This is a genomic window from Thauera sp. WB-2 (assembly GCF_027594845.1).
GTDB lineage: Bacteria > Pseudomonadota > Gammaproteobacteria > Burkholderiales > Rhodocyclaceae > Thauera > Thauera mechernichensis.
The window spans coordinates 2,387,018-2,409,869 of record NZ_CP088935.1 but is presented as its reverse complement, the minus strand read 5'-3'; the positions used below and the strand labels follow the sequence as shown (position 1 = coordinate 2,409,869).

At 60.6% G+C, this 22,852-nt stretch carries 18 protein-coding genes, 2 tRNA genes and 3 rRNA genes; 16 read left to right on the top strand and 7 right to left on the bottom strand.

Going from position 1 to position 22,852, the window contains the following annotated elements:
• Positions 1 to 4 precede the first annotated feature (4 nt).
• Positions 5 to 1,045, top strand: coding sequence for a selenide, water dikinase SelD (gene selD, locus LQF09_RS11060; RefSeq protein WP_270067971.1), 1,041 nt, complete (start codon positions 5 to 7; stop codon positions 1,043 to 1,045).
• Between the two features lie 6 nt (positions 1,046 to 1,051).
• On the opposite strand, the gene LQF09_RS11055 is transcribed toward selD, so the two are convergent.
• A complete protein-coding gene (locus tag LQF09_RS11055) occupies positions 1,052 to 1,663 on the bottom strand; it encodes an arylesterase (RefSeq protein WP_051018570.1) in 612 nt (203 codons plus the stop codon).
• On the opposite strand from LQF09_RS11055, the gene LQF09_RS11050 reads away from it, so the two are divergent.
• The gene (locus tag LQF09_RS11050) at positions 1,647 to 2,360 is read left to right on the top strand and encodes an ABC transporter ATP-binding protein (protein ID WP_198291800.1); all 714 of its coding nucleotides are present in this window, start codon (positions 1,647 to 1,649) and stop codon (positions 2,358 to 2,360) included. The two genes, LQF09_RS11055 and LQF09_RS11050, sit on opposite strands and share 17 nt — an antisense overlap.
• Positions 2,361 to 2,380: 20 nt before the next feature.
• Here the strand turns inward: LQF09_RS11050 and serB are convergent, their stop codons facing one another.
• Positions 2,381 to 3,223 (bottom strand): phosphoserine phosphatase SerB, encoded by an 843-nt coding sequence (gene serB, locus LQF09_RS11045; RefSeq protein ID WP_002929964.1) that lies wholly within the window; start codon positions 3,221 to 3,223, stop codon positions 2,381 to 2,383.
• The gene (locus LQF09_RS11040; RefSeq protein WP_002929962.1) at positions 3,220 to 4,299 is read right to left on the bottom strand and encodes a 3-deoxy-7-phosphoheptulonate synthase; all 1,080 of its coding nucleotides are present in this window, start codon (positions 4,297 to 4,299) and stop codon (positions 3,220 to 3,222) included. Before LQF09_RS11040 ends, serB begins: the two co-directional genes overlap by 4 nt.
• Positions 4,300 to 4,668: 369 nt before the next feature.
• On the opposite strand from LQF09_RS11040, the gene LQF09_RS11035 reads away from it, so the two are divergent.
• The 11 genes from LQF09_RS11035 to LQF09_RS10985 all read left to right on the top strand — a co-directional run bounded on the left by LQF09_RS11035 (position 4,669) and on the right by LQF09_RS10985 (position 15,913).
• Entirely contained in the window at positions 4,669 to 4,875 is a 207-nt protein-coding gene (locus LQF09_RS11035) for a cold-shock protein (protein ID WP_002929959.1), read from the top strand.
• Between the two features lie 240 nt (positions 4,876 to 5,115).
• Positions 5,116 to 5,493: a hypothetical protein gene (locus tag LQF09_RS11030; RefSeq protein ID WP_002929956.1), complete on the top strand. Its 378-nt coding sequence runs from the start codon at positions 5,116 to 5,118 to the stop codon at positions 5,491 to 5,493.
• Between the two features lie 248 nt (positions 5,494 to 5,741).
• On the top strand, positions 5,742 to 6,563 hold the full coding sequence (locus LQF09_RS11025) for a hypothetical protein (RefSeq protein ID WP_270067970.1): 822 nt from the start codon (positions 5,742 to 5,744) through the stop codon (positions 6,561 to 6,563).
• Entirely contained in the window at positions 6,560 to 8,659 is a 2,100-nt protein-coding gene (locus LQF09_RS11020; protein WP_270067969.1) for a hypothetical protein, read from the top strand. The genes LQF09_RS11025 and LQF09_RS11020 overlap by 4 nt, the downstream gene beginning before the upstream one ends.
• Positions 8,656 to 9,624 (top strand): hypothetical protein, encoded by a 969-nt coding sequence (locus tag LQF09_RS11015; RefSeq protein WP_002929949.1) that lies wholly within the window; start codon positions 8,656 to 8,658, stop codon positions 9,622 to 9,624. Before LQF09_RS11020 ends, LQF09_RS11015 begins: the two co-directional genes overlap by 4 nt.
• Positions 9,625 to 10,025: 401 nt before the next feature.
• Positions 10,026 to 11,562 (top strand): 16S ribosomal RNA (locus LQF09_RS11010).
• 77 nt (positions 11,563 to 11,639) lie between these two features.
• Positions 11,640 to 11,716, top strand: a tRNA-Ile gene (locus LQF09_RS11005).
• Positions 11,717 to 11,743: 27 nt separating this feature from the next.
• A tRNA-Ala gene (locus LQF09_RS11000) sits at positions 11,744 to 11,819 on the top strand.
• 311 nt (positions 11,820 to 12,130) lie between these two features.
• Positions 12,131 to 15,017 (top strand): 23S ribosomal RNA (locus LQF09_RS10995).
• 118 nt (positions 15,018 to 15,135) lie between these two features.
• A 5S ribosomal RNA gene (rrf, locus tag LQF09_RS10990) occupies positions 15,136 to 15,249 on the top strand.
• The 16S, 23S and 5S rRNA genes sit together here with 2 tRNA genes alongside, the layout of an rRNA operon.
• A gap of 82 nt (positions 15,250 to 15,331) precedes the next feature.
• Positions 15,332 to 15,913, top strand: coding sequence for a DNA-3-methyladenine glycosylase I (locus LQF09_RS10985; protein WP_002928932.1), 582 nt, complete (start codon positions 15,332 to 15,334; stop codon positions 15,911 to 15,913).
• Here LQF09_RS10985 and LQF09_RS10980 read toward each other — a convergent pair.
• Positions 15,906 to 16,637, bottom strand: coding sequence for a tetratricopeptide repeat protein (locus tag LQF09_RS10980; RefSeq protein ID WP_270067968.1), 732 nt, complete (start codon positions 16,635 to 16,637; stop codon positions 15,906 to 15,908). The two genes, LQF09_RS10985 and LQF09_RS10980, sit on opposite strands and share 8 nt — an antisense overlap.
• A 72-nt stretch (positions 16,638 to 16,709) precedes the next feature.
• On the opposite strand from LQF09_RS10980, the gene tnpA reads away from it, so the two are divergent.
• Together tnpA and tnpB are read left to right on the top strand one after the other, a co-directional pair.
• Complete coding sequence (gene tnpA, locus LQF09_RS10975) at positions 16,710 to 17,018, top strand: IS66 family insertion sequence element accessory protein TnpA (protein ID WP_333482882.1); 309 nt, start codon at positions 16,710 to 16,712, stop codon at positions 17,016 to 17,018.
• Positions 17,018 to 17,317, top strand: a complete 300-nt coding sequence (gene tnpB / locus LQF09_RS10970; RefSeq protein WP_270067966.1) for an IS66 family insertion sequence element accessory protein TnpB — start codon at positions 17,018 to 17,020, stop codon at positions 17,315 to 17,317. The genes tnpA and tnpB overlap by 1 nt, the downstream gene beginning before the upstream one ends.
• A 128-nt stretch (positions 17,318 to 17,445) precedes the next feature.
• Here the strand turns inward: tnpB and istB are convergent, their stop codons facing one another.
• Both istB and istA read right to left on the bottom strand, forming a co-directional pair.
• Positions 17,446 to 18,198, bottom strand: a complete 753-nt coding sequence (gene istB / locus LQF09_RS10965; protein ID WP_002943443.1) for an IS21-like element helper ATPase IstB — start codon at positions 18,196 to 18,198, stop codon at positions 17,446 to 17,448.
• Positions 18,195 to 19,736 (bottom strand): IS21 family transposase, encoded by a 1,542-nt coding sequence (istA, locus tag LQF09_RS10960; RefSeq protein ID WP_096452981.1) that lies wholly within the window; start codon positions 19,734 to 19,736, stop codon positions 18,195 to 18,197. The genes istB and istA overlap by 4 nt, the downstream gene beginning before the upstream one ends.
• 724 nt (positions 19,737 to 20,460) lie before the next feature.
• Here istA and LQF09_RS10955 point away from each other — a divergent pair.
• A complete protein-coding gene (locus LQF09_RS10955; RefSeq protein ID WP_002943440.1) occupies positions 20,461 to 21,111 on the top strand; it encodes a hypothetical protein in 651 nt (216 codons plus the stop codon).
• Positions 21,112 to 21,344: 233 nt separating this feature from the next.
• Here the strand turns inward: LQF09_RS10955 and LQF09_RS10950 are convergent, their stop codons facing one another.
• The gene (locus tag LQF09_RS10950; RefSeq protein WP_270067965.1) at positions 21,345 to 22,430 is read right to left on the bottom strand and encodes an IS5 family transposase; all 1,086 of its coding nucleotides are present in this window, start codon (positions 22,428 to 22,430) and stop codon (positions 21,345 to 21,347) included.
• Positions 22,431 to 22,852 lie beyond the last annotated feature (422 nt).

The window sequence follows — 22,852 nt, the reverse complement described above, 5'->3', positions numbered from 1 at the left end:
GAACATGAATGAAATCAAACTGACCCAATTCTCCCACGGTGGCGGTTGCGGCTGCAAAATCGCGCCCGGCGTACTCACCGAACTGTTGGCTGCGATGCCTGCCGGTGTCGTGCCCGCCGACCTGTTGGTCGGTACCGACACCGCAGACGACGCCGCGGTTTATAGACTGAACGAGCGCCAGGCGATCGTTGCCACCACTGACTTCTTCACCCCAATCGTCGACAATCCGCGCGACTTCGGTCGCATCGCCGCCACCAATGCGCTTTCCGACGTGTATGCGATGGGTGCGACGCCGCTGTTCGCGCTGGCCGTCGTCGGCATGCCGCTCGACAAGCTGCCGCGCGCGGTGATCGGCGAGATCCTGCAGGGCGGGGCCGAGGTGTGTCGCCAGGCGGGCATCCCGATCGCCGGCGGGCATTCGATCGATGTGCTCGAGCCGATCTACGGCCTGGTGGGCCTTGGTGTGGTTGACCCGGCGCGGGTGCGCACCAATGCCGGCGCACGGGCAGGCGACGTGTTGATCCTGTCGAAGCCGCTCGGTATCGGTATCCTGTCTGCAGGTCTCAAGAAGGGCACGCTGTCGGCAGAGGGCTACACCGAGATGTTGCGCTGGACGACCACGCTCAACCGGGCCGGTGCGCGCATGGCCGATATCGATGGCGTACACGCGGTGACCGACGTGACCGGCTTTGGCCTTGCCGGCCACCTTTTGGAGATGTGCCGCGGTGCCAAGCTTGGCGCCATGCTGCGCTTCGATGCGCTGCCGGTGATTGCGGAAGCATTGGTGCTGGTCCAGGCGGGCACGGCCACGGGCGCGTCTGCACGCAACTGGGCGAGCTACGGCGACAGCATCGATCTGGCTGCCGACGCACCCGAGTGGCAGCGCAAGCTGATTACCGACCCACAGACCTCGGGCGGCTTGCTCGTTGCCTGCGCGCCGAACGCGGTGGATGCCGTGCAGTCGGCCATTTGTGCCGAGCAGGGGGTGCCCGGTACCGTCATCGGTACCATGGCGGCGGGTGCCGTCCGAGTGCAAGTGGCCTGAGCGGCCTTACTGCAGGATTGGCGCAAGATCCTTCCAGACGGTATCGAGGATCAGAGGCTGTGCCTCGGCGCTCGGGTGAATGCCGTCCGCCAGGAACATTTCGGGGCGGTCGGCGAAACCTTCGAGCAGGAAGGGTATCAGTGGCACCTTGGTGTCGGCGGCGACGTCGACGTAGGTCTGGGCGAAGCGGCGGGTGTAGGCTGCGCCATAGTTGGGCGGCATCTGCATGCCGACGAGCAGCACGCGTGCGCCTGCCGTGCGCGCGTCGGCGATCATCGCCCGCAGGTTGTCGCCCATGAGTTGCGGGCGCAGCCCGCGCAGTCCATCGTTGGCACCAAGCTCGAGGATGAGGATGGTCGGCCGGTGGCGCGCCAGCGCTGCGGGCAGGCGCGTGCGTCCGCCCGCAGAGGTTTCACCCGATACACTGCCATTGACGACCTCGTGCAGGAACCCTTCCTGTCGCAGACGCGTCTGCAACAAGGCGGGCCAGTCCTCGCCAGGCTTGAGGCCGTAGCCGGCCGACAGGCTGTCGCCCCAGACCAGGATGGAGGGTGCGGCGTGGGCCATGGCGGTGAACAACAACATGACGAAGAAGGTTGCGATGGATCGTAGCGGCATTGAGCTCTCCAGTCCGGTCATCGAGGTCGATGGCCTGTCCAAGCAGGTGCGGCTGGCTGATGGCCAGGGCGATCTGCACATTCTGCAGGACGTGAGTTTCGCGGTGGGGGCGGGGGAGTCGGTCGCCATTGTCGGCGCGTCCGGCTCGGGCAAATCGACGCTGCTGGGATTGCTCGCCGGCCTGGATGTTCCCGTGTGCGGCACGGTGCGGCTGCAGGGTACCGATCTGTTTGCGCTCGATGAGGATGCGCGGGCGGCCTTGCGAGGCGAATCGATCGGCTTCGTGTTCCAGTCCTTTCAGCTCTTGCCCGCGCTCACGGCGCTGGAGAACGTGATGCTGCCGCTCGAGCTTGCCGGCGTTGCCGATGCTCGAACGGTCGCTTCGCAGTGGCTGGAACGGGTGGGTCTGGGTGGCCGGCTGCGTCATTATCCCAAGCATCTTTCAGGGGGAGAGCAGCAGCGCGTGGCACTGGCACGTGCTTTTGCGCCCAATCCTCGGGTGCTGCTGGCCGATGAGCCGACCGGCAATCTCGACGCGGAAACCGGACAATCGGTGATCGAACTGATGTTCCGCCTCAACCGCGAGGCTGGCACCACCCTGATCCTGGTCACGCATGACGAATCCCTGGCTCGCCGCTGCGGGCGTGTGTTGCGCATGCAGGCCGGGCGCTTGGCGGAGCAGCCTGCGCCCGCCTGAGCGCAGGCTGCTCCGGATGATCAACCCACGTCGTTGCCGAACAGGTCGAGGATGCCGTCCAGCCCGGAGTGGTCAAGGCAGCAGTGGGCTACGTCACGTAGTACAGGCTTGGCATGGAATGCAACGCCAAAGCCTGCCGCGCGCAACATGGGAATGTCGTTGGCGCCATCCCCAGCTGCAATCACCTGCTCAGGTTTCAGGCCAAGTTCGTCACGCATGCGTACCAGATGGTTTGCCTTGGCCTCGCCATCGACGACGTCGCCGATCACCTTTCCAGTCAGCTTGCCGTCGATCACTTCCAGTTCGTTGGCGTAAGCGTAGTCGAAGCCGAGACGCTGCTTGAGGCGCTCGGTGAAGTAGGTGAATCCGCCCGACACCAGCATGCTGCGGATGCCCGCGCGCTGCAGTCCCTGCAGCAGGCGCTCGGCGCCGGGGTTGAGCTGCAGGCGGTGATCGAACACCTCGGCCAGTGCGCGCTCGTCGAGTCCGGCGAGCAGTGCTACGCGGCGCGTCAGCGATTCGCGAAAGTCGATCTCGCCCTGCATCGCGGCCTCGGTAATCGTGGCCACTTCGCGCTTGAGGCCCTGCATGTCAGCGATCTCGTCGATGCACTCGATGTTGATCAGCGTCGAATCCATGTCGGTGACGAAAAGGCCGAAGTCGCCCAGCCGGCGGCCTTCGGGGAGCCACACATGGTCCAGTCCGCCCTCGGCACAAGCCGTGACCAGACCTTCGTGCGGCCGGGCGCCGAGCAAGCGGAACGAGCGCGGGGTGATCTGCTGGATTTCGCGCGTTTCGGTGAGCTTGGCGACGTTCTTCAGCGCGACGCTATCGACGTCGGCAGCCAGCACGACCAGGTTCATGCGCGCCGCTCCACAGCCGGCAGCACCTCGCGCAGCACGGCAGCGGCGTTGCGGATCATGTCCTCGGTGGTGTTCCAGCTCACGCAAGCGTCGGTCACCGAGCAGCCATACTTGAGCTGCGACAGGTCGGCTGGAATCGGCTGGTTGCCGGCTTCGATGTTGCTCTCGATCATGAGTCCGACCACCGACTCGTTACCTTCTCGAATCTGATGCATCACGTCCTTCATTACCAGCGGCTGGAACTCGGGCTTCTTCCAGGAATTGGCATGCGAGCAATCGACCACGATGTTCTTTGGCAACTTTGCCTTGGCCAGCGCCTGCTCCGCGAGCGAGATCGACACCGAATCGTAGTTGGGGCGTCCGCCGCCGCCGCGCAGCACTGCATGACCGTAGCGGTTGCCGCGGGTACGGGTGATGGCCGATTGGCCCTGGCTGTTGATGCCGAGGAAGCTGTGCGGGCTTGCGGCCGAGATGATGGCGTTGATCGCCACTTCAAGGTCACCGTCGGTAGCGTTCTTGAAACCGACCGGTGTGGACAGGCCTGATGACATCTCGCGGTGGGTCTGGGATTCGGAGGTGCGGGCACCGATGGCGGTCCATGAAATGAGATCGCCGTAGTACTGCGGTGCGATAGGGTCGAGCGCCTCGGTTGCGGTGGGAAGGCCTATCTCGCAAACGTCGAGCAGGAACTGGCGAGCACGCTCCATGCCGACGTCGATGCGGAACGAGTCATCCATGAAGGGATCGTTGATGAAGCCCTTCCAGCCGGTGGAGGTGCGCGGTTTCTCGAAGTAAACCCGCATTACCAGTAGCAGGGTGTCGGATACTTCATCGGCGAGGGTCTTGAGTCGGCGCGCATAGTCGAGGCCGGCCACCGGGTCGTGGATCGAGCACGGTCCGACGACAACGAACACCCGCGGGTCCTTGCGGTCGAGGATGTCCATCACCGCCTTGCGCCCGGCGACCACCGACGCAGCAGCGCGCTCGGTGAGCGGGACGCGGGCCTTGATCTCGTCCGGCGACGGCATGTGATCGAAGGCGAGGACGTTGAGGTTTTCGGTCTGGGTGAGCGGCATTGCGAAGGCTCCGGTTGCGGCCTGGAAAGCCTGCAATTGTAACGCCCGTGCGGAGGTGTGTCCGGGGAGATTTAAGGCATCATGGGTGGGGGCGGGCAGCGTGCTCTCGCTTGCGCCTTGCGCGGCATCGCGGGTGGGGAGCGCACTGACAGGTTACGATCGGTAGAGAAATTGCTGTCGTTATTGGCCCGATGCGCGCATACTGTGGCCCAGCGATATTCAAGTCGTGCAGTTTGTTTGTTGGCATATCCGATTTTCGGTTGCGGTCTCATGGTCGCACCGTTCGGCCGTATTCCCCCAAGTCATACCTTGCTGTCTTGATACTCGCCCCATCCAGGGGGCTTTCCCCGTTTTCAGGAGATTCAAGACATGGCAGCTGGTACCGTAAAGTGGTTCAACGATTCGAAGGGCTTTGGTTTCATTACGCCGGAGGCCGGGGGTGACGACCTGTTCGCGCACTTCTCCGCCATCCAGGGCCAAGGCTTCAAGACCCTGGCTGAAGGCCAGCGCGTCACCTTCGACGTGACCACCGGCCCCAAGGGGCTGCAGGCGTCGAACATTCGCGCCGCCAACTGAGTTGCATCCCAGCCGTCGCGCGTAAAGCGCAGGCTGTCGCAAGGCCCGGCAAGCGCCGGGCCTTTTGCTTTTTGAAACCCGATAACCCGAAGCGCATTCAGCGGCGGCAAGACAGGCGCCAATGCCTTGCGTTACAGAAGGGGTTCGCCGTAACGGGGAGCTCACCAACAAGGCCCGTGCGCTGCAGCTTCGCTGTGCGGTGCACGCAGCTACATCATCAGCGCGCTCAAGGAGATCCCGATGTCCCAGTTCATACAACGCACCGAACTCAAAACGTTCTATTACACGCCTGTTCACTGTCCGTTCTGCGGTACGCGTGTCATGGGCGCCGATCCGCTCGACGAAACCCGCATCACGGCTTGCCAGCACACCTTGTTCATTGCCCACGATACGGCCTTCGAGTACCGGTCGGCACGCTTGAACGCAAATCTGAGCCTCGAGGGCATGTCTGACCAGCAGGTCGAAGCCGCATGGCTGGCGGACGAGCGGGGCATTGACGGTTTCACCGACACCGTGACCTTGACCGACGCAATAAAGGTCGCGGCCTACGCGCCGGAGCCTTCAGCCTACGGTTCGTACTATGGTTTCGCGCCTGTCGACGCCCAGTTGGACAACTGACCGTCCTGGCGCCTTGTGCTCCAGTCGGTAGGGCGTCTAGATCAAAAACTCTGGCAGGCTCCGACAAATCGATGAGCGTCGCGTCGAGATCGAAGACTGCGTCCAGCCAGTCTGACTATAATTGGTCGACTTCCATGCCATCCTGATCGTGTCTGGTCTGGCCATGCTGCGGCCGGCGACGCGACCGCGAATGACGTGACGATGCGCTCCTCTCGGGGTGCGTGTGCACTCCTGCTGGGCGCTCTTGCATGCCACAACCCCGACCGCTGACGCATCACCGTGCGGACCCGAGCGTGATGATGCTCGGGGTATCGGCGCGGTCGACGATCGGCGAGCGCATCAGCAGGGCCGCCGGGGTGCTTGAGCTTGTCGTGAGCCTGCTCATTGCCTTGGTGTCTCCGTTTGCGTTTGTCTTTCTGCTCGTGACGCACGCAAAGTGGGTGATCGCTCTCGGTGCCTTGAGTACTGCAGCGCATGCTTTATGGTGCGCTCGGTTCGAGGGCTGGGGTGAGCGGTCGGCGGGAGAGCCCATGGGCGCCGGCCGGCGTGTCATGCTGACGCTGCTGGTGCTGTGTCTCAACACACTGTTCTGGGGGCTGGTGCTGTCGAGCATCGTACCGCGGACCTGGGTCTCGAGTTTCAACGCCAGTGCGCCAGCGTGGCTTGGCGATCACGACTGGCTGCGATGGGCCGAACCCTTAAGTGCGAGCGTCGAGGCCTTCGTGGCGGGGGCGCTCGTGGAACTGCTCGCCTACGTGCTCGCCCTGCTGCCTTTCGTGCTCGTGGTGGCCGTCGTAGCCCTGCTCATGATCCGACTCGGGGCTGGACGCGCGCGCGACAGGGTGATGTTCACCTTCTATGTGCTGTTCGTCGCCGGTTCTGCCTGCTTACTGTGCTATCTCCTGTTTGGCAGTTCGCTGGCTTGGCTGTTCTGGGGAATCAACGGCTACATCTTGTGGAAGGGGGGCGCGTGGCTGACGCTGTTCAGCGTCTTCGTGGTCGGGTCGATCCCGTTTCGCATCATGACACTGCTGCGTAACGGAAGCTGGCTGCGGGCGTTCTTCCGATGAAGGCCGGCGCAGGTGTTGCATCGGAGGAGGAGCGCGCATATGGCTCGCGCCCGGCAAGCACCTGGGCTTGCGGCATCAAGGTGCTGGGGGTAGCGCTGATCCTGTGCTTCGCGCTTTCTGGGTACGCCGATGATCCCATGTCGGCACCGGTGCAGGACTTCGTCGTGGTGGAAGCACGCGGTGGTATCCAAGGCTTCCGCTTTCACGATCTGCTCGTACTCGATCCCGCAAACGGACGTATTCTCAATGTGCTGCCGATGAGTCCGCGCTTACCGGAGGCTCTGATACAGCGCGCCGACGATCGCTTGCGATTGTTCCCGATTGACCAGGGGTTGCTTCGGACGGTTGTCGCGCCGTTGGGCCAGACCGTGGTCCATAGCCGGACGGTGGCGGGCGAGGCCTCCAGTCGACGCGTGCACAGCTATGTGTGGCGCATGGCGTCCGGCGAGCTTGCCTTCACTCTGGAGGATGCTTACGGTTTCGCGCTGCTCGGCGAAGACGGCGCTCATCTTGCGGTGCTCACCAAGGACAAGGACGTCTCGGTGACTGAGTTCCAGGTCTGGGACATCGCTGCCAACAGGATGATCTTCAAGGCGCGCTTTCCGGAGGCGGAGCATGTCCGCGCTCATCGCACCAACGCGGTGAATCTTGCTGTTTTCTCGCTCGACGACGGCTACCTGATGGTCTGGGATCAGCGCCAGCGAAATCTGCGCCGGATCGCAATGCCGGACGGGCGTCAGCTCGACCAACTCCGTGATGGCTACGCGTGGAGCATGCAACAAGGGGCGATAGCCCTTTCCGCAGACGAGCGCTGGCTTGCGTTCCTTACGCGCTCGACGCGACAGCAGCCCTTGCCAGGCTACTACCTTGTTGACCTTGATCGGGCCGATCCGTCTGCGCCTTTGACGCCGTCGGCCTCGGGGGTCCTGCACGATAGTCCGTTTGCCTGGGTGTCTTTTGGTTCAAGCCTGCTGGGGATGAGCGCAACTGCGCTTCATCGCGTCGCGCTGTCCGACGATTCCGACGCAGGAAGTTGGGCGCCGCGGGCATGGGTTGCGCAGGGGGCCTCGACCCCAGCATGTGCCGGAACGTCAACGCAGAGCCTGCGCGCATGCGCAAAGGCCCGGGAGCTGGAGCGTGCCCGCAGGGCCTTCCTGCCGCCCGGCGCCATGCTCGAGGCTGTGGACGTGCTGGTGCGCACGCGTTACGTCGCCAGCAATGATGCCAAGCTGCTAGTAGCTTGGGACGGCTACAACGGTCGTCCGATCATCCTAGACGCCAGTGTGTTCCCGCCGCGCGAGATTTCCCCGGATCGGCCGGATGGGGCCGATCCAGCAGCGCTGTATGAAATCCGCCCAGGTTTTCCACTCGATGAGGGGGCTCGGGCCGCGCCCGGCATGCTGCGTTTCAGCCACTACGGAAGTCATCTCGTCAGTTTCGAGCCTGAAGCGGGTGCCACGTCGTCACCGCCGGTCGAACTGCGTGCTTACTCGACTCCAGATCTCGTTCCCCGTCCCATGCTCAACCCTTCACTTGGTGATTATCTGCGTGCTCGACGAGACAGTCAGGGGCTGAAGAATCCTGCACTGTGCCGGCTGGAGCCTGCGGCATGTCACATGACCGATGGTGCGCGGCAGACGATAGGGGTCGTAGAGGCGCCAGTGCGTCAGTCCGCTGCAAGTGCACACGCCGACCTTCCCGATGCGAGCGATGTCCCGCTCTCGATCGAGCGGTGGATGAGACGTGATCCGTCGCGCGCGAGAACATCCGCGCCCGAGCTGTGCAAGGTCCTTGGGCGCATCCAGCGCCCGATTCAGGGCGAGCCCTATTTCATCGACGGTCATTACCAGGGTATCCGTATCGCGGCTCAGGCCGAGATCATTGCGAGCGACCCGGCCGTGCCCTTTCGCGACGGCGACATCGTGTTCGACGGTGGCTGGTGCAGCGCGCGCGCGTGCTCTGCCGATGCCTTTGGCCAGGCGATGAAGCAGGCTTGTGCATCAAGGCGGCGTGACCTCATCCGCAACGTCGTGCTCGAGGTTGGGTCAATCGACCCTGAGCGCGACCGAATCTGGATCATGATGGAAAAGCCATGACGCATCGCACTCGACATGTCCGCGCTGGCACAACAATCATCCGGGTGGCTGCTGCCGCACTGCTCCTCGCCGGCTGTGGCGATCGCTTGCTCGAATCGAGGGAGGCGGAGTTGGAACTGGCCGATCCGCTGCAAGGCGCCCGGGTGGCAGACCCCCGGATGCATCTGCGCTGGCCCGAGGGTACGCCGCTGGCCATCAACAAGGTCCTGCGTGCGCCCATGGTGGTAGGCGATGCCGTCGATCATGCGCAGGCGCCCATCCCGGTCATGAGTCTGGTAAGGGTGGAGGTGGCGCTCTATCGGCCGATTGATTGCGACAAGCCGCCGGCATGGTTGCTTGACAGCCGTGCATTTGACTACCCGGCGTCAGTCGACGAGGCACGGCTGGCCGACCTGGGGCTGCCCGTGCACGCCGCGGAGGTGTGGCTTGTGCCGGCTTCCACTGGGGGTGCCTATTCAGATGCTCGGCCAAGGGGCGCTGCTGGCAACGCCGTTGCCATGGAGAGGCGTTATTCCGGAGAGGAGTCCGAGCAGCGGGCGCCGTTTGACGCTGCGTTCGAGTTCGGTCCCGCCTGGTTGGGTATCCCCTTGCGCCAGGTGGGCGCTGCTCGGACTGTGGTCTTCCCCCCAAGTCAGGATTGCACGGGCTTGAAGCGAGCTCAGGACGATCGGGTGCCGATTCGCGTGGTTGCCTACGGTCCCTTCGATCAAGGCTCGGAGCCGAGCAAGTACCTCCGGGTCCCGGCCGACACACCATTCACTGCTCGCGTCGTCGAGGTGTGCCCGGTACGCATCAAGCAGCGCGACGAACTCTTCGAGGTCCGCACCGGCATGATCTACCGGCCGGCGTCCAAGGAGTGGCGGTTTGCTGCCAGCGTTCTGGGTGAGTGCGAGAGTGGGGTAGTTGAGCTCAAGCTTGGCCCTCTCGTGACTCGGGTTACGGGGGGCGATGCGGGCCGCCGGTAAGCTGAAGGGTGAGTGCATCAGTGTCGCGGGCAAGGCCGTGTGCTCTCCAAGTTCCGCTCCGATAGGCGCAAAAGGAAGTTTTATTGATTTCCTGTTGACCGGCGTTTTTTTATCTCTATAATGCGCGGCTCTCCTGAACGAAAAACACTTTTCAAAAAGAGTTCGGCGCTTAAGGGGAGTGAGAGTTCTGTTAGATGTTGTGCGAAAAATCAGCGCTCGACGTAAGCAGGATTCAAGCAAAAAGACAGTTGATGAATGTCTGTCGCTCTTTAAAAAATTGAACAACCGATAAGTGTGGGTGCTTGGTGGTTGTGGTCGAAAGCGGCTTCGGTCGTTTTGGTTTCACAATGATTAGGTGCTCATGCTGATTAAAGTCAGTATTTTGAGTACTTTGCTGGATTGAACTTAAGAGTTTGATCCTGGCTCAGATTGAACGCTGGCGGCATGCTTTACACATGCAAGTCGAACGGCAGCGGGGGCTTCGGCCTGCCGGCGAGTGGCGAACGGGTGAGTAATGCATCGGAACGTGCCCATGTCGTGGGGGATAACGTATCGAAAGGTACGCTAATACCGCATACGTCCTGAGGGAGAAAGCGGGGGATCGCAAGACCTCGCGCGATTGGAGCGGCCGATGTCGGATTAGCTAGTAGGTGAGGTAAAGGCTCACCTAGGCGACGATCCGTAGCGGGTCTGAGAGGATGATCCGCCACACTGGGACTGAGACACGGCCCAGACTCCTACGGGAGGCAGCAGTGGGGAATTTTGGACAATGGGGGCAACCCTGATCCAGCCATGCCGCGTGAGTGAAGAAGGCCTTCGGGTTGTAAAGCTCTTTCGGCCGGGAAGAAATCGTGGTCTCTAACATAGGCCATGGATGACGGTACCGGACTAAGAAGCACCGGCTAACTACGTGCCAGCAGCCGCGGTAATACGTAGGGTGCGAGCGTTAATCGGAATTACTGGGCGTAAAGCGTGCGCAGGCGGTTTTGTAAGACAGATGTGAAATCCCCGGGCTTAACCTGGGAACTGCGTTTGTGACTGCAAGGCTAGAGTACGGCAGAGGGGGGTGGAATTCCTGGTGTAGCAGTGAAATGCGTAGATATCAGGAGGAACACCGATGGCGAAGGCAGCCCCCTGGGCCTGTACTGACGCTCATGCACGAAAGCGTGGGGAGCAAACAGGATTAGATACCCTGGTAGTCCACGCCCTAAACGATGTCGACTAGTCGTTCGGAGCAGCAATGCACTGAGTGACGCAGCTAACGCGTGAAGTCGACCGCCTGGGGAGTACGGCCGCAAGGTTAAAACTCAAAGGAATTGACGGGGACCCGCACAAGCGGTGGATGATGTGGATTAATTCGATGCAACGCGAAAAACCTTACCTACCCTTGACATGTCTGGAACCTTGCTGAGAGGCGAGGGTGCCTTCGGGAGCCAGAACACAGGTGCTGCATGGCTGTCGTCAGCTCGTGTCGTGAGATGTTGGGTTAAGTCCCGCAACGAGCGCAACCCTTGTCACTAGTTGCCATCATTTAGTTGGGCACTCTAGTGAGACTGCCGGTGACAAACCGGAGGAAGGTGGGGATGACGTCAAGTCCTCATGGCCCTTATGGGTAGGGCTTCACACGTCATACAATGGTCGGTACAGAGGGTTGCCAAGCCGCGAGGTGGAGCCAATCCCTTAAAGCCGATCGTAGTCCGGATCGTAGTCTGCAACTCGACTACGTGAAGTCGGAATCGCTAGTAATCGCAGATCAGCATGCTGCGGTGAATACGTTCCCGGGTCTTGTACACACCGCCCGTCACACCATGGGAGTGGGTTTCACCAGAAGTAGGTAGCTTAACCTTCGGGAGGGCGCTTACCACGGTGAGATTCATGACTGGGGTGAAGTCGTAACAAGGTAGCCGTATCGGAAGGTGCGGCTGGATCACCTCCTTTCAAGAGAACAGATCACGGTCTGCCAAGTATCCACAGCTTATCGGTTGTTCAGGCGAAGAGCCTCGAAGCATATGAGAGGGTCTGTAGCTCAGCTGGTTAGAGCACCGTCTTGATAAGGCGGGGGTCGTTGGTTCGAACCCAACCAGACCCACCAAGTCTTTTTGGTTGCTCGACACGAGAGGGGGCTGTAGCTCAGCTGGGAGAGCGGCGGCTTTGCAAGCCGTAGGTCGTCGGTTCGATCCCGACCAGCTCCACCAGAACTCGTGCGGCATGAAAGCAGGTGCTGCAAGTAGGCGTTCGAGAAGTCAGACATGGTGATCGATGTCGTCATGTCTGACTTCTTGATCGATGGGCGACTCCGTTCGAGTCGGTTGTCGGTTGTTTGAGGTTCGCTCTTTAACAAAGTGGAAGAAGTGTAGTACGTACCGAGCCGGTGCGTACTGCAAGTTGTGTGATTGCATTGATCCGGTGCTGAGCTTGTCAGCGTAGTGCCGGATCGCACAAACGAGTTCGTTCCTGTACGAAGGGTCTTCGAGATCGCAAGATCGGAGAGGATCCAAGGTTATAGGATCAAGCGACTAAGTGCATGTGGTGGATGCCTTGGCGATCACAGGCGATGAAGGACGTGTAAGCCTGCGAAAAGCGTGGGGGAGCTGGCAATAGAGCTTTGATCCCACGATGTCCGAATGGGGAAACCCACCCCGCAAGGGGTATCCCAGACTGAATACATAGGTCTGAGGAGGCGAACGCGGCGAACTGAAACATCTAAGTAGCCGCAGGAACAGAAATCAACCGAGATTCCGCAAGTAGTGGCGAGCGAACGCGGAGCAGCCTGCACGACTAAACCATCAGCTTAGCAAAACGGTCTGGAAAGTCCGACGATACAGGGTGATAGTCCCGTATGCGAAAAGCCGGTGGCGGGTCTGAGCGTGCGACAAGTAGGGCGGGACACGAGAAATCCTGTCTGAAGATGGGGGGACCATCCTCCAAGGCTAAATACTCGTGATCGACCGATAGTGAACCAGTACCGTGAGGGAAAGGCGAAAAGAACCCCGGGAGGGGAGTGAAATAGATCCTGAAACCGCATGCATACAAACAGTGGGAGCCTCGTAAGGGGTGACTGCGTACCTTTTGTATAATGGGTCAGCGACTTACGTTCAGTGGCGAGCTTAACCGAATAGGGGAGGCGTAGCGAAAGCGAGTCTGATAAGGGCGACTTAGTCGCTGGGCGTAGACCCGAAACCGGATGATCTATCCATGGCCAGGATGAAGGTGCCGTAACAGGTACTGGAGGTCCGAACCCACTAACGTTGAAAAGTTAGGGGATGAGCTGTGGATAGGGGTGAAAGGCTAAACAAATCCGGAAATAGCTGGTTCTCCCCGAAAACTATTTAGGTAGTGCGTCGTACGGACACTTGCGGGGGTAGAGCACTGTAATCGTTGGGGGGGTCATTGCGATCTACCCCGCGATAGCAAACTCCGAATACCGCAAAGTGATATACGGCAGACAGACATCGGGTGCTAACGTCCGGTGTCAAGAGGGAAACAACCCAGACCGCCAGCTAAGGTCCCAAATGCATGGCTAAGTGGCAAACGAGGTGGGAAGGCATAGACAGCTAGGAGGTTGGCTTAGAAGCAGCCACCCTTTAAAGAAAGCGTAATAGCTCACTAGTCGAGTCGTCCTGCGCGGAAGATGTAACGGGGCTCAAGCCATGAACCGAAGCTGCGGATGTGTCTTTGACACGTGGTAGGGGAGCGTTCCGTAAGCCTGCGAAGGTGTCTCGTAAGGGATGCTGGAGGTATCGGAAGTGCGAATGCTGACATGAGTAGCGATAAAGGGTGTGAAAAGCACCCTCGCCGTAAGCCCAAGGTTTCCTGCGCAACGTTCATCGGCGCAGGGTGAGTCGGCCCCTAAGGCGAGGCAGAAATGCGTAGTCGATGGGAAACAGGTCAATATTCCTGTACCGCTCTTAGATGCGATGGGGGGACGGAGAAGGTTAGCTCAGCCATCTGTTGGAATAGGTGGTTTAAGCGTGTAGGCGTGCTGCGTAGGCAAATCCGCGTGGCTTAGCTGAGGCGTGATGACGAGGATCTTCGGATCCGAAGTGAGTGATACCCGGCTTCCAGGAAAAGCCTCTAAGCTTCAGTCTAAGAGTGACCGTACCGCAAACCGACACAGGTGGGCTGGTAGAGAATACCAAGGCGCTTGAGAGAACTCAGGAGAAGGAACTCGGCAAATTGATACCGTAACTTCGGGAGAAGGTATGCCCCTGGTACGTGAAGGCCCTCGCGGCCGGAGCGGAACGGGGTCGCAGAGAATCGGTGGCTGCGACTGTTTATTAAAAACACAGCACTCTGCAAACACGAAAGTGGACGTATAGGGTGTGACGCCTGCCCGGTGCCGGAAGGTTAAGTGATGGGGTGCAAGCTCTTGATCGAAGCCCCGGTAAACGGCGGCCGTAACTATAACGGTCCTAAGGTAGCGAAATTCCTTGTCGGGTAAGTTCCGACCTGCACGAATGGCGTAACGATGGCCACACTGTCTCCTCCTGAGACTCAGCGAAGTTGAAATGTTTGTGAAGATGCAATCTCCCCGCGGCTAGACGGAAAGACCCCATGAACCTTTACTGTAGCTTTGCATTGGACTTTGACGGGACTTGTGTAGGATAGGTGGGAGGCTATGAAACCGGGACGCCAGTTCCGGTGGAGCCAACCTTGAAATACCACCCTGGTGTCGTTGAGGTTCTAACCCAGGCCTGTGAATCCAGGTCGGGGACCGTGCATGGTGGGCAGTTTGACTGGGGCGGTCTCCTCCCAAAAGGTAACGGAGGAGTACGAAGGTCACCTAGGTACGGTCGGACATCGTACTGATAGTGCAATGGCAAAAGGTGGCTTGACTGCGAGTCCAACAAGACGAGCAGGTGCGAAAGCAGGTCATAGTGATCCGGTGGTTCTGTATGGAAGGGCCATCGCTCAACGGATAAAAGGTACTCTGGGGATAACAGGCTGATTCCGCCCAAGAGTTCACATCGACGGCGGAGTTTGGCACCTCGATGTCGGCTCATCACATCCTGGGGCTGTAGCCGGTCCCAAGGGTATGGCTGTTCGCCATTTAAAGTGGTACGTGAGCTGGGTTTAAAACGTCGTGAGACAGTTTGGTCCCTATCTGCCGTGGGCGCTGGAAGTTTGAGAGGGCCTGCTCCTAGTACGAGAGGACCGGAGTGGACGCACCCCTGGTGTACCGGTTGTGACGCCAGTCGCATCGCCGGGTAGCTATGTGCGGAAGAGATAACCGCTGAAAGCATCTAAGCGGGAAACTCGCCTCAAGATGAGACTTCCCCGGGGCCTCGAGCCCCCTGAAGGGTCGTTGAAGACCACAACGTTGATAGGCCGGGTGTGTAAGCGTGGCAACACGTTCAGCTAACCGGTACTAATTGCCCGTGTGGCTTGATCCTATAACCTTCAACACAAAACGAACTCGACTCTCTGGTGAAAGCATCAACACACCAGACAATCACACAACACTTCTTCCTAACTTTGCTTCAGCTCAATACGCTGAAGAACAAGTCAAAGTCTGACGACCATAGCTGTGTGGAACCACCCCTTCCCTTCCCGAACAGGACCGTGAAACGCACATGCGCCGATGATAGTGAGGTCCGCCCTCGTGAAAGTAGGTCATCGTCAGACTAACCCACAAAACAAAGCCCTGCTCTCAAAAGAAAGCAGGGCTTTGGCGCGTCAACGCGTAGTTGAGCCACAGGAGACCCCTATGACCGAGCGCTGTGCCTGGTGTGGCAACGACCCCATGTACGTCGCCTATCACGACGCTGAGTGGGGCGTCCCCAGCCACGACGACCGCCACCTGTTCGAGATGCTGGTACTCGAAGGGGCACAGGCGGGGTTGAGCTGGATCACCATCCTGCGCAAGCGGGAGCATTACCGCCGCGTGTTTGCCGATTTTGACGCGGAGCGGGTTGCACGTTACACCGACGACGACGTGATGCGATTGCTTGCCGACCCGGGCATTGTGCGTAATCGGCTCAAGGTGGCGTCTGCGATTGCGAATGCGCGCGCGGTGCTCGATGCGCGTGAACGCTTCGGCTCACTCGATGCCCTGGTGTGGCAGTTCGTCGATGGGGTGCCGCGCAATGACGTGCGCCGATCATTGGCCGACGTGCCCGCCGAGACAGCCGCGTCGCGAGCGATGAGCCGCGAGCTCAAGCGCCTAGGCTTCCGCTTTGTGGGGCCGACGGTGTGCTATGCCTTCATGCAGGCGGTGGGGATGGTGAACGACCACGTCGAGGGTTGCTTTCGCCAGCGCGAGATCGCCGCCGGGTGCAGCATCACTTGACCACGCCCCAGGCCTTGAGCCGGCTGTAGGAGTACTGCGCTGCATTGCCTTGCTGACTCTGGCGAAGGTAGGCGAGGTAATGCTGAGCTGCAGCCTGGCGGTTGCCAATGCCCTCTAGCGCGATGCCCTTGAGGAAAGTGGTGCCTGCATCGCCGGGCAGCAGGCGGTCGAAACGGTCAAGGTGCTCGAAGGCGCTGCCTGGATCGCGTTGCTGGAGCGCGAGCACCCCGGAGAGTTTGTGCGCCTGGGCCTCTTGCGGGTAGATCTCGCGGGCGACGCTGGCGTAGGTGCCGGCTCTGCCCGTCTCGCCCTGCGCCTGCAGGCACTGAGCCATGCGCAGGTTGCTGGCGTAGTCGCGCGGGGTCTTGGCGATTGCCGATTCGAACTCGACTTGGGCCACCGTGTATTGCTTGGCTGCCATCGCGGTTTCGCCGTTCTTGCAGGCGTTGATGGTGGGGCGGATGCGGCGCAGGCTGGCGGTGCTGTCCATGAAGCGTTCGCGCCGGGCGTCCTGGCTGTTGCTGATGCGGTACTGGTTGTCGGCGGCGGCCTGTGCGGCCTGCATGCGCTCGTGGCTCATCGGGTGGGTTGAGAACATGGTACGCAGCAGCGAGGGTGCAGCCGTTTCCTCATCAACGAGCAACTGGTGCAGGCGGACCATTCCGGTGGCCGGGTAGCCGGCCTTGACGAGGTAGTCCTGGCCCAGCGCATCGTAACCGGTCACTGAGCGGCGTTCTTTTTCCGCTCGCGCCCACGCGGAACAATCCCTCCCATGTTCATGAGGGAGGAGCCGGCAGTGACTAGGGCGACAGCGACCAACAACAAGTGGCGGCGGCGTAGCCGTCAGGAATGGCAAGCAGTCATCGCGCGGTTTGCCGAGAGTGGCCTGGGTATCGAGCCGTTCTGCACCCGCGAGGGGCTCAGCGAGTCGAGCTTCCGGCGCTGGCGTAGCCTGCTGGGCGAGCCCAGTACGCAGTCCGCCGCGCCGGCGATGGAGCGGATCGGCTTCGTCGACGCCGGCACGCTCAAACTCGGCGGCACGGGTCGCCTCGAGCTCCGACTCGATCTGGGCGAGGGCGTGATCCTTCACCTGTCGCGCGGCTGATGTTCTTCCCCGAAGGCGCGGTCCGGGTCCATGTTTATGGCCAGCCGGTCGACATGCGCAAATCCTTCGATGGCCTGTACGCGCTCACCCGCCAGGCGCTCGGCTGCGATCCGCTGTCGGGCGAGCTGTTCGTGTTCATCAACCGGCGCGGCACGCAGATGAAGGTGCTGTACTGGGACCGCACTGGGTTCTGCGTATGGGCCAAGCGCCTCGAGCAGGGGCGCTTCGTGTCGAACTGGACGCATGTGAGCACGCGTCAGACGGACTGGACCGGGCTTGCGTATTCCGATCGTTCGTGACCGGTCAGTCCAGTTCGACGTGATCACCAGTTCCGATTCGTACTGATCAGTCGTCCCGGTGCTCGTGAGCACCAGGACGGCACCGTGACCGCTAAGCTGACGTCACGCTCATCGTTCCAGCGACATGATCACGCGGGGGGCATCTTCCGCTTTGCCTGAAGCTTGCGCATGGATTCACCCTTGAGCGTAATCCGGTGCGCCTGATGCACCACGCGGTCAAGGATTGCGTCTGCCAAGGTCGGATCGGGGAAGAACCCATGCCACTGGTCTGTTGGGAACTGGCTTGTGATCAGCAAGGATCCGGTACGCATCCGCCGATCCACCACATCCAGCAACACCTGCGCAGCTTGCGAAGAAATCTCGCTCAGACCGAAGTCGTCGATGATAAGCAAACTCGGTTTAATCAGACCGGCCTTGAGCTTAGGCAACGAACCGTCATGGCTGGCAACTGCGATCTCTTGATAAAGATCGCTCGCCCGGAAGAACGTAGCGGGTAAACGCTGTCGGCAAGCCTGAGAACCGAAGGCACATGCAAGCCATGTCTTTCCGACCCCCGTTGCGCCAAGGACGATCAAGTTAAGCTGCTGTCGAATCCATTCGCAACTGGCCAGCGAGGCGATGAACCCTTTGTCGATATCTCGCGAAGCTCGGTAATCGGCGTCTTCGAGCGATGCGGATTCAGGGAATCCTGCACTCCGCACGAGCCGCTTCAATTTCTTCGAGTCACGTTCAGAGGCTTCATGCTCGACGAGCAACCCGAATCGGTCATCGAAAGAGAGTTGGTGAAGCTTCGGCTGCTGCAACTGGACCGAATACGCTTCGGCCATCGACGTCAATCGCAATTCACGTAGGCGGGAGATGGTTTGATGGACGCCGCTCATGTGTTTTCTCCAAAGTAGCTCGCACCCCGCACATTGTCGTGGGCTGGCCTCGGCGCCGTGCCGCTGACAGAGTGGGCGCGTTTGTCGGGTGCCTGCTTGAGAATGGAATCGAGGCTGCGCAATGCCGTAATGTTGAGCGATAGCGCATATGCACACGCCTCTTCGAAGCGTTGGTCGCCGTGGATACGAGCCAGATCGCGCATCCGCCGGGCTGCTTTCAGACCATTGACGGCATCGGATCGGTTTTCCAGGTGATGGCGAATCATTGCCGCCGAGCCTTCCCCTACCGACTCGGCCCATAGCATGAGTGCCCTCGGTTCGCCCTCAAGCACGCGGACATGCGCTATCGGACGATGCTCAGGCAACGTCTGGACTGTGCCTTCGCATTGTGCCAATGCGTGCAAGGCAACGCGCTGGCCGCGATGCATGACCTCGAGCATCGATCCGGTGTAACGCAGATCGACACGCTGTCCGCGCAACTCCGACGGCACGGAGTAGAAGCTCCGCGCATGTTCGACATGGTAATCGTCGCCAGCCCGCACCCCATATCGCCAATCGCATAACTCGAAGGGAATGGGCGGCAGGCGCTTCAAAGTCGAACGCTCGGTTTTCTCAAATCGTTCGATGCGGGAGCCTGACATCTTCTTGAAGGGATGAGCGTTCAGCGTTACCACGAGCCTCCTGAGGGCGTCATTCAGTTCATCGAGGCTAAAGAATGTTCGGTCGCGAAGTGCGAACAACACCCAACGCTGTGCGATCTGCACACCGACCTCGGCCTTCGCCTTGTCTTTCGCCTTCCTGACACGAGCTGGTAGTGCAGCGGTGTTGTAGTGCTGCAGGCACTCCCGGTAGGCCGGGTTGATAACGACGCGATCCTTCTCACGCCGCCAGACAGCCGCCTTCAGGTTGTCCGGCACAACCCAGGCCGGCACGCCCCCCATTGCCGCAAAGCAATCGACATGGCATCTCACCCAATCAGGGGTTTTCTGCGAGGCGACTGCCTGCAGGTAGGTCAGGTTCGAGTAGCCAAGCACGGCAACGAAGATTTGCGCATAGATCGAGGGACCGCCGCTTCGATCCCTGATCTCGACTGTACGGCCGGCGAAATCGACGAACAACTTCTCACCCGGGCGATGGGCCTGACGCATCACGATATGTTGTCGCTTCGCCCACGCCCGGTAACCGGCAGTGAATTGCGAGTAGGCGATTCCCTCCGGGCACTGACTGCGCCACTCCCGCCACAGCTGCTCGAGTGTGGCGTCGGGGCGCTGCATCTCGGCGTGCACCCAATCCCAATCTGGCGCTCTCTTGCGTTGCGCGATGCTCTTGTTGCCAGTACCCAGAACCGCGTACCAGGCGTCGTCATCCAATGAATGAAGATCGGCACCAAAGGTGTCGCTTTTTCTGAGAATTCGGCGCATTTCGCGCACGGTGTTTGCGGAAACACCAACTGACCGTGCGATGGCTCGGTTGGACTGTGAGGTATCGTAGAAGTGCAAACGCGCGATCTCGCGCTGTAGGTGGATAGGCAGACGCAAGGGGGTAACTCCTCATGGGATGGCACCGGCGGTGCTGACCGGGCCAGACAAAATCACCCCGTCCGCGCAAGTTCGTCGCATGATTGACGAACGTGAACGCGCAGCTCATACTGATCGGACAAGATCCCACTTGTACCGGCAGCGATGCTGGCGCGACGCCCGAGGCAGCCCCCTCGGGCGTTCGCGTCTACGAGGTGGAGAATCGAGTTAACTGGGAGAGATTCGTCCTCCTGCGGATGCGCCCATTCGGGTCGCAGAAAGCCAATCCGCGACATCCAGCGTCAAGGCAAACCACCCTCGGCGATTGGGTACAGTGAAGAGCGGCACCATTACTTGACCACGTCGCCGTGCCTGTCTAAGTGATGCAACGCTTCGATGTCCTAGTGCCGCCGCGAGGGGCTCGCCGCCCAGCAGAGGACCGTGAAGGCGCAGGAGTGTCTCGCGCAATTCCTTGCGCAAGTGGGCCAGTGCTTCGGTCTGTTCAGGCAGCGAGTTCATCGAATACCTCAATGCGTTTGTCACGCAGTGTTCGTGACTGTCCACATTTTCTCCACCCGAACCGATAATTCGATTTTCTGTACTCCAGATAAGCCTTGTGCACACAATCATCAGACCAAAGGGGCGCGGTCGCCCGACCACCCAGCCTGTCGATCGCCTTCGGACACGACTTTGGTTTCGCGCGCTGCGGGACATATCTGGCCTGTCGTCCGCATACGCCATTGAGATGGCGCTCGACGGGGACCGCGTCCGCAAACGCGACACAGACGTCGCTCGCCCCAGGAAGTGGGACGCTTACGAGAAAGGGACACGGGTCCCCAATGACCGGCCCGGACCGCGCAACGCTGTCGAGCAGGCGCAAGCCCGATTCCCGGGCACGTCGCGCTGGTTCCGTAGCCCGTTGTGGCGCTACCTGAAGAAGGAGCCGCTCGATGCAATGCAGTTTGAGGAGGCGCTACGCACCCTCGAACCGCCGGTTACGGCATTACTGTTTGAGGCGGAGCCGCGCGAACACGAGCAAGTGCCCCGTCAGCGTCCCTTTGACGATGAAAGTGCTCGACAACTCATCGCGCTCGGTAGCTTCGATGCGCTAGTTGCAGCTGTGCTGATGGCAGGTCTGTCGGAAGTCATCGCCTCGCCCGATCTTCGAGAACGGGCGTTGCACGTTTACGTTGGGATTCAGGCGAAGCTGCGAGAAACGCCCCTCTTGGAAGGCATCTATCCTGAGCTGTTCTCGCTGATCGACTCGCGTTGCAAGCACTGGATCTACTTAGCGCCCAATCAGCGAATGGATGTCGTGATCTTCTGGCAGGGAGTCGAGGCGGAGGATGAACAGAGGATCTTTGGCGACGTCGGTGAGGATGGGATTGACTATTAAAACGGCTATCAGTCCTGACTAGCAGGGTGTTGAAAATTGAACCGTCACCTTCGGTTTCCAGCTTGGCTGGGAAAAATAGACTCTGAAGAACCCCGGCGTGGTTTGGCATGAAGCACTTTCCAGCCGTCTTTCGAGCCGATTCCGCTACCGCAATTCAGCAGCGCTCCCGTCGCTGCAAAGACGTTGTTTCCTATCCCATGCCGCACTTCGAATGGCGCGCGAGCGCCAACGAATTACGACGCCAACAAATTGCCCAATCGCGTCAGGTTGTACGCGGCGAAATTGAGCAGCGCATGCGCGCGAATCTTGTCCAGGCCGCGCGCCATCAAACGGCGCAGCGTGCCGATGTCCTTCACCCAGCCGAAGGCTTCCTCGATCATCTTCCGCCGACGCAGACTGACCGCGTAGCCTTCGGTGGCCTTGACGCACTCCGGCACTGCACTGCCCTTGATCTTGGCGGCCACATGCGGGGCGATGCCCAGTGCCGTCAGGGCGCCCACGAATTCGGCCGTGTCGTAACCCCGATCCGCAGCCACGGTGGGTTTGCGACCCCAGCTCGCCGGCTTGACGCTGCGCTTGACCATCACCAGCGCGGCCTCACGTTCGGCGGTACCGGTGGCTGGGGTCGTGTGCACATCGACGATCAGTCCGTGCCGGTTCTCGGCCAGTGCATGCGTGGTGTAGCTCAGAAACGCCATGCCGGCGCCCTTGCTCGCCAACAAGGACTCGGGGTCGGTGCGCGAAACGTGCGTTGCGTTCGAGCGTTTCTTGCCCCGAAAATCGACCTCGGGGTTGCGCCCCTGATCCGGTCCGGATGGCTCATCCGAGCCGTCGCGCGCGGCCATGCTCTTGTGCGACGCCCACGCCCGCAGCAGCGAGCCGTCGACGCTGAAATGCTCATCGGACACCAATTCGGCCCATTCGGCGATCGCGACCACGCCGCCGAAGAACTCGCGCATCACGCTCTCCTTGAGCAGGCGCTCGCGGTTGGCCGAGAACGTCGAGTGATCCCAGATCGCCTCGTCCAGCGTCAGCCCGACGAACCAGCGGTACATCATGTTGAAGTCGATATGTTCGACCAGCGCGCGTTCCGAGCGGATCGAAAACAAGCATTGCAGCAGCGAGGCCCGCAGCAATCGTTCCGGCGCAATCGAGGGACGTCCGCCTTCGGCATAGAGCGCATCGAAATGCGTAGACATCGAACGCAAAACCAGATCGGCGAGCACCTTCACGCGACGCAGCGGATGGTCTCGGGGAATTCGATCCTCGAGATTGACGTAGCCGAACAGGGGGCTCTGTTTATGGTCGGTGCCGCGCATTGGAACAATTGGAGTGGAAATGCAGATCGTATTGTAACGTCCGGGAAAGCCTTGCCAGTGCTCGGATCTGGCTAAATCAACAACCTGCTAGCTGTTCGCGCCACTAAAAGTTCAACGGCAGCTTGCCGATTTGGCGAATTCACACTTCCGACCCAAACCGGGCATCCAGACTTCCCGCAAGCCGCCGCTCAGGCAAGGCGGCCTTCCGCAAGTTTCGCTGCCTGGAAGCAGCCGTTCGTGATCTTACACACCCGGCTATGAGCTGCCGCACACTGCTTCCACGATGCCGCCATCTGAACGACCGCTGCACTTGGAGATGTGCCGGATGAAAGAAGAGGCAGGTTTCGTTATCGCGAGGAAAGTCGGCGCTGACGGCACGGTGGGAGCTCTCCACCCCCCACTTGGCTGAGTTTAGAACCAGC

Coding starts and splice junctions, on each gene's coding strand:
- selD (WP_270067971.1), top strand. CDS start 5: ATGAATGAAATCAAACTGACCCAATTCTCCCACGGTGGCGGTTGCGGC.
- LQF09_RS10955 (WP_002943440.1), top strand. CDS start 20,461: ATGGCGCTCGACGGGGACCGCGTCCGCAAACGCGACACAGACGTCGCT.
- LQF09_RS11050 (WP_198291800.1), top strand. CDS start 1,647: ATGGATCGTAGCGGCATTGAGCTCTCCAGTCCGGTCATCGAGGTCGAT.
- LQF09_RS10985 (WP_002928932.1), top strand. CDS start 15,332: ATGACCGAGCGCTGTGCCTGGTGTGGCAACGACCCCATGTACGTCGCC.
- LQF09_RS11020 (WP_270067969.1), top strand. CDS start 6,560: ATGAAGGCCGGCGCAGGTGTTGCATCGGAGGAGGAGCGCGCATATGGC.
- LQF09_RS10950 (WP_270067965.1), bottom strand. CDS start 22,430: ATGCGCGGCACCGACCATAAACAGAGCCCCCTGTTCGGCTACGTCAAT.
- LQF09_RS11015 (WP_002929949.1), top strand. CDS start 8,656: ATGACGCATCGCACTCGACATGTCCGCGCTGGCACAACAATCATCCGG.
- LQF09_RS11035 (WP_002929959.1), top strand. CDS start 4,669: ATGGCAGCTGGTACCGTAAAGTGGTTCAACGATTCGAAGGGCTTTGGT.
- tnpB (WP_270067966.1), top strand. CDS start 17,018: ATGTTCTTCCCCGAAGGCGCGGTCCGGGTCCATGTTTATGGCCAGCCG.
- LQF09_RS11055 (WP_051018570.1), bottom strand. CDS start 1,663: ATGCCGCTACGATCCATCGCAACCTTCTTCGTCATGTTGTTGTTCACC.
- LQF09_RS11025 (WP_270067970.1), top strand. CDS start 5,742: ATGCCACAACCCCGACCGCTGACGCATCACCGTGCGGACCCGAGCGTG.
- LQF09_RS11040 (WP_002929962.1), bottom strand. CDS start 4,299: ATGCCGCTCACCCAGACCGAAAACCTCAACGTCCTCGCCTTCGATCAC.
- serB (WP_002929964.1), bottom strand. CDS start 3,223: ATGAACCTGGTCGTGCTGGCTGCCGACGTCGATAGCGTCGCGCTGAAG.
- istB (WP_002943443.1), bottom strand. CDS start 18,198: ATGAGCGGCGTCCATCAAACCATCTCCCGCCTACGTGAATTGCGATTG.
- LQF09_RS11030 (WP_002929956.1), top strand. CDS start 5,116: ATGTCCCAGTTCATACAACGCACCGAACTCAAAACGTTCTATTACACG.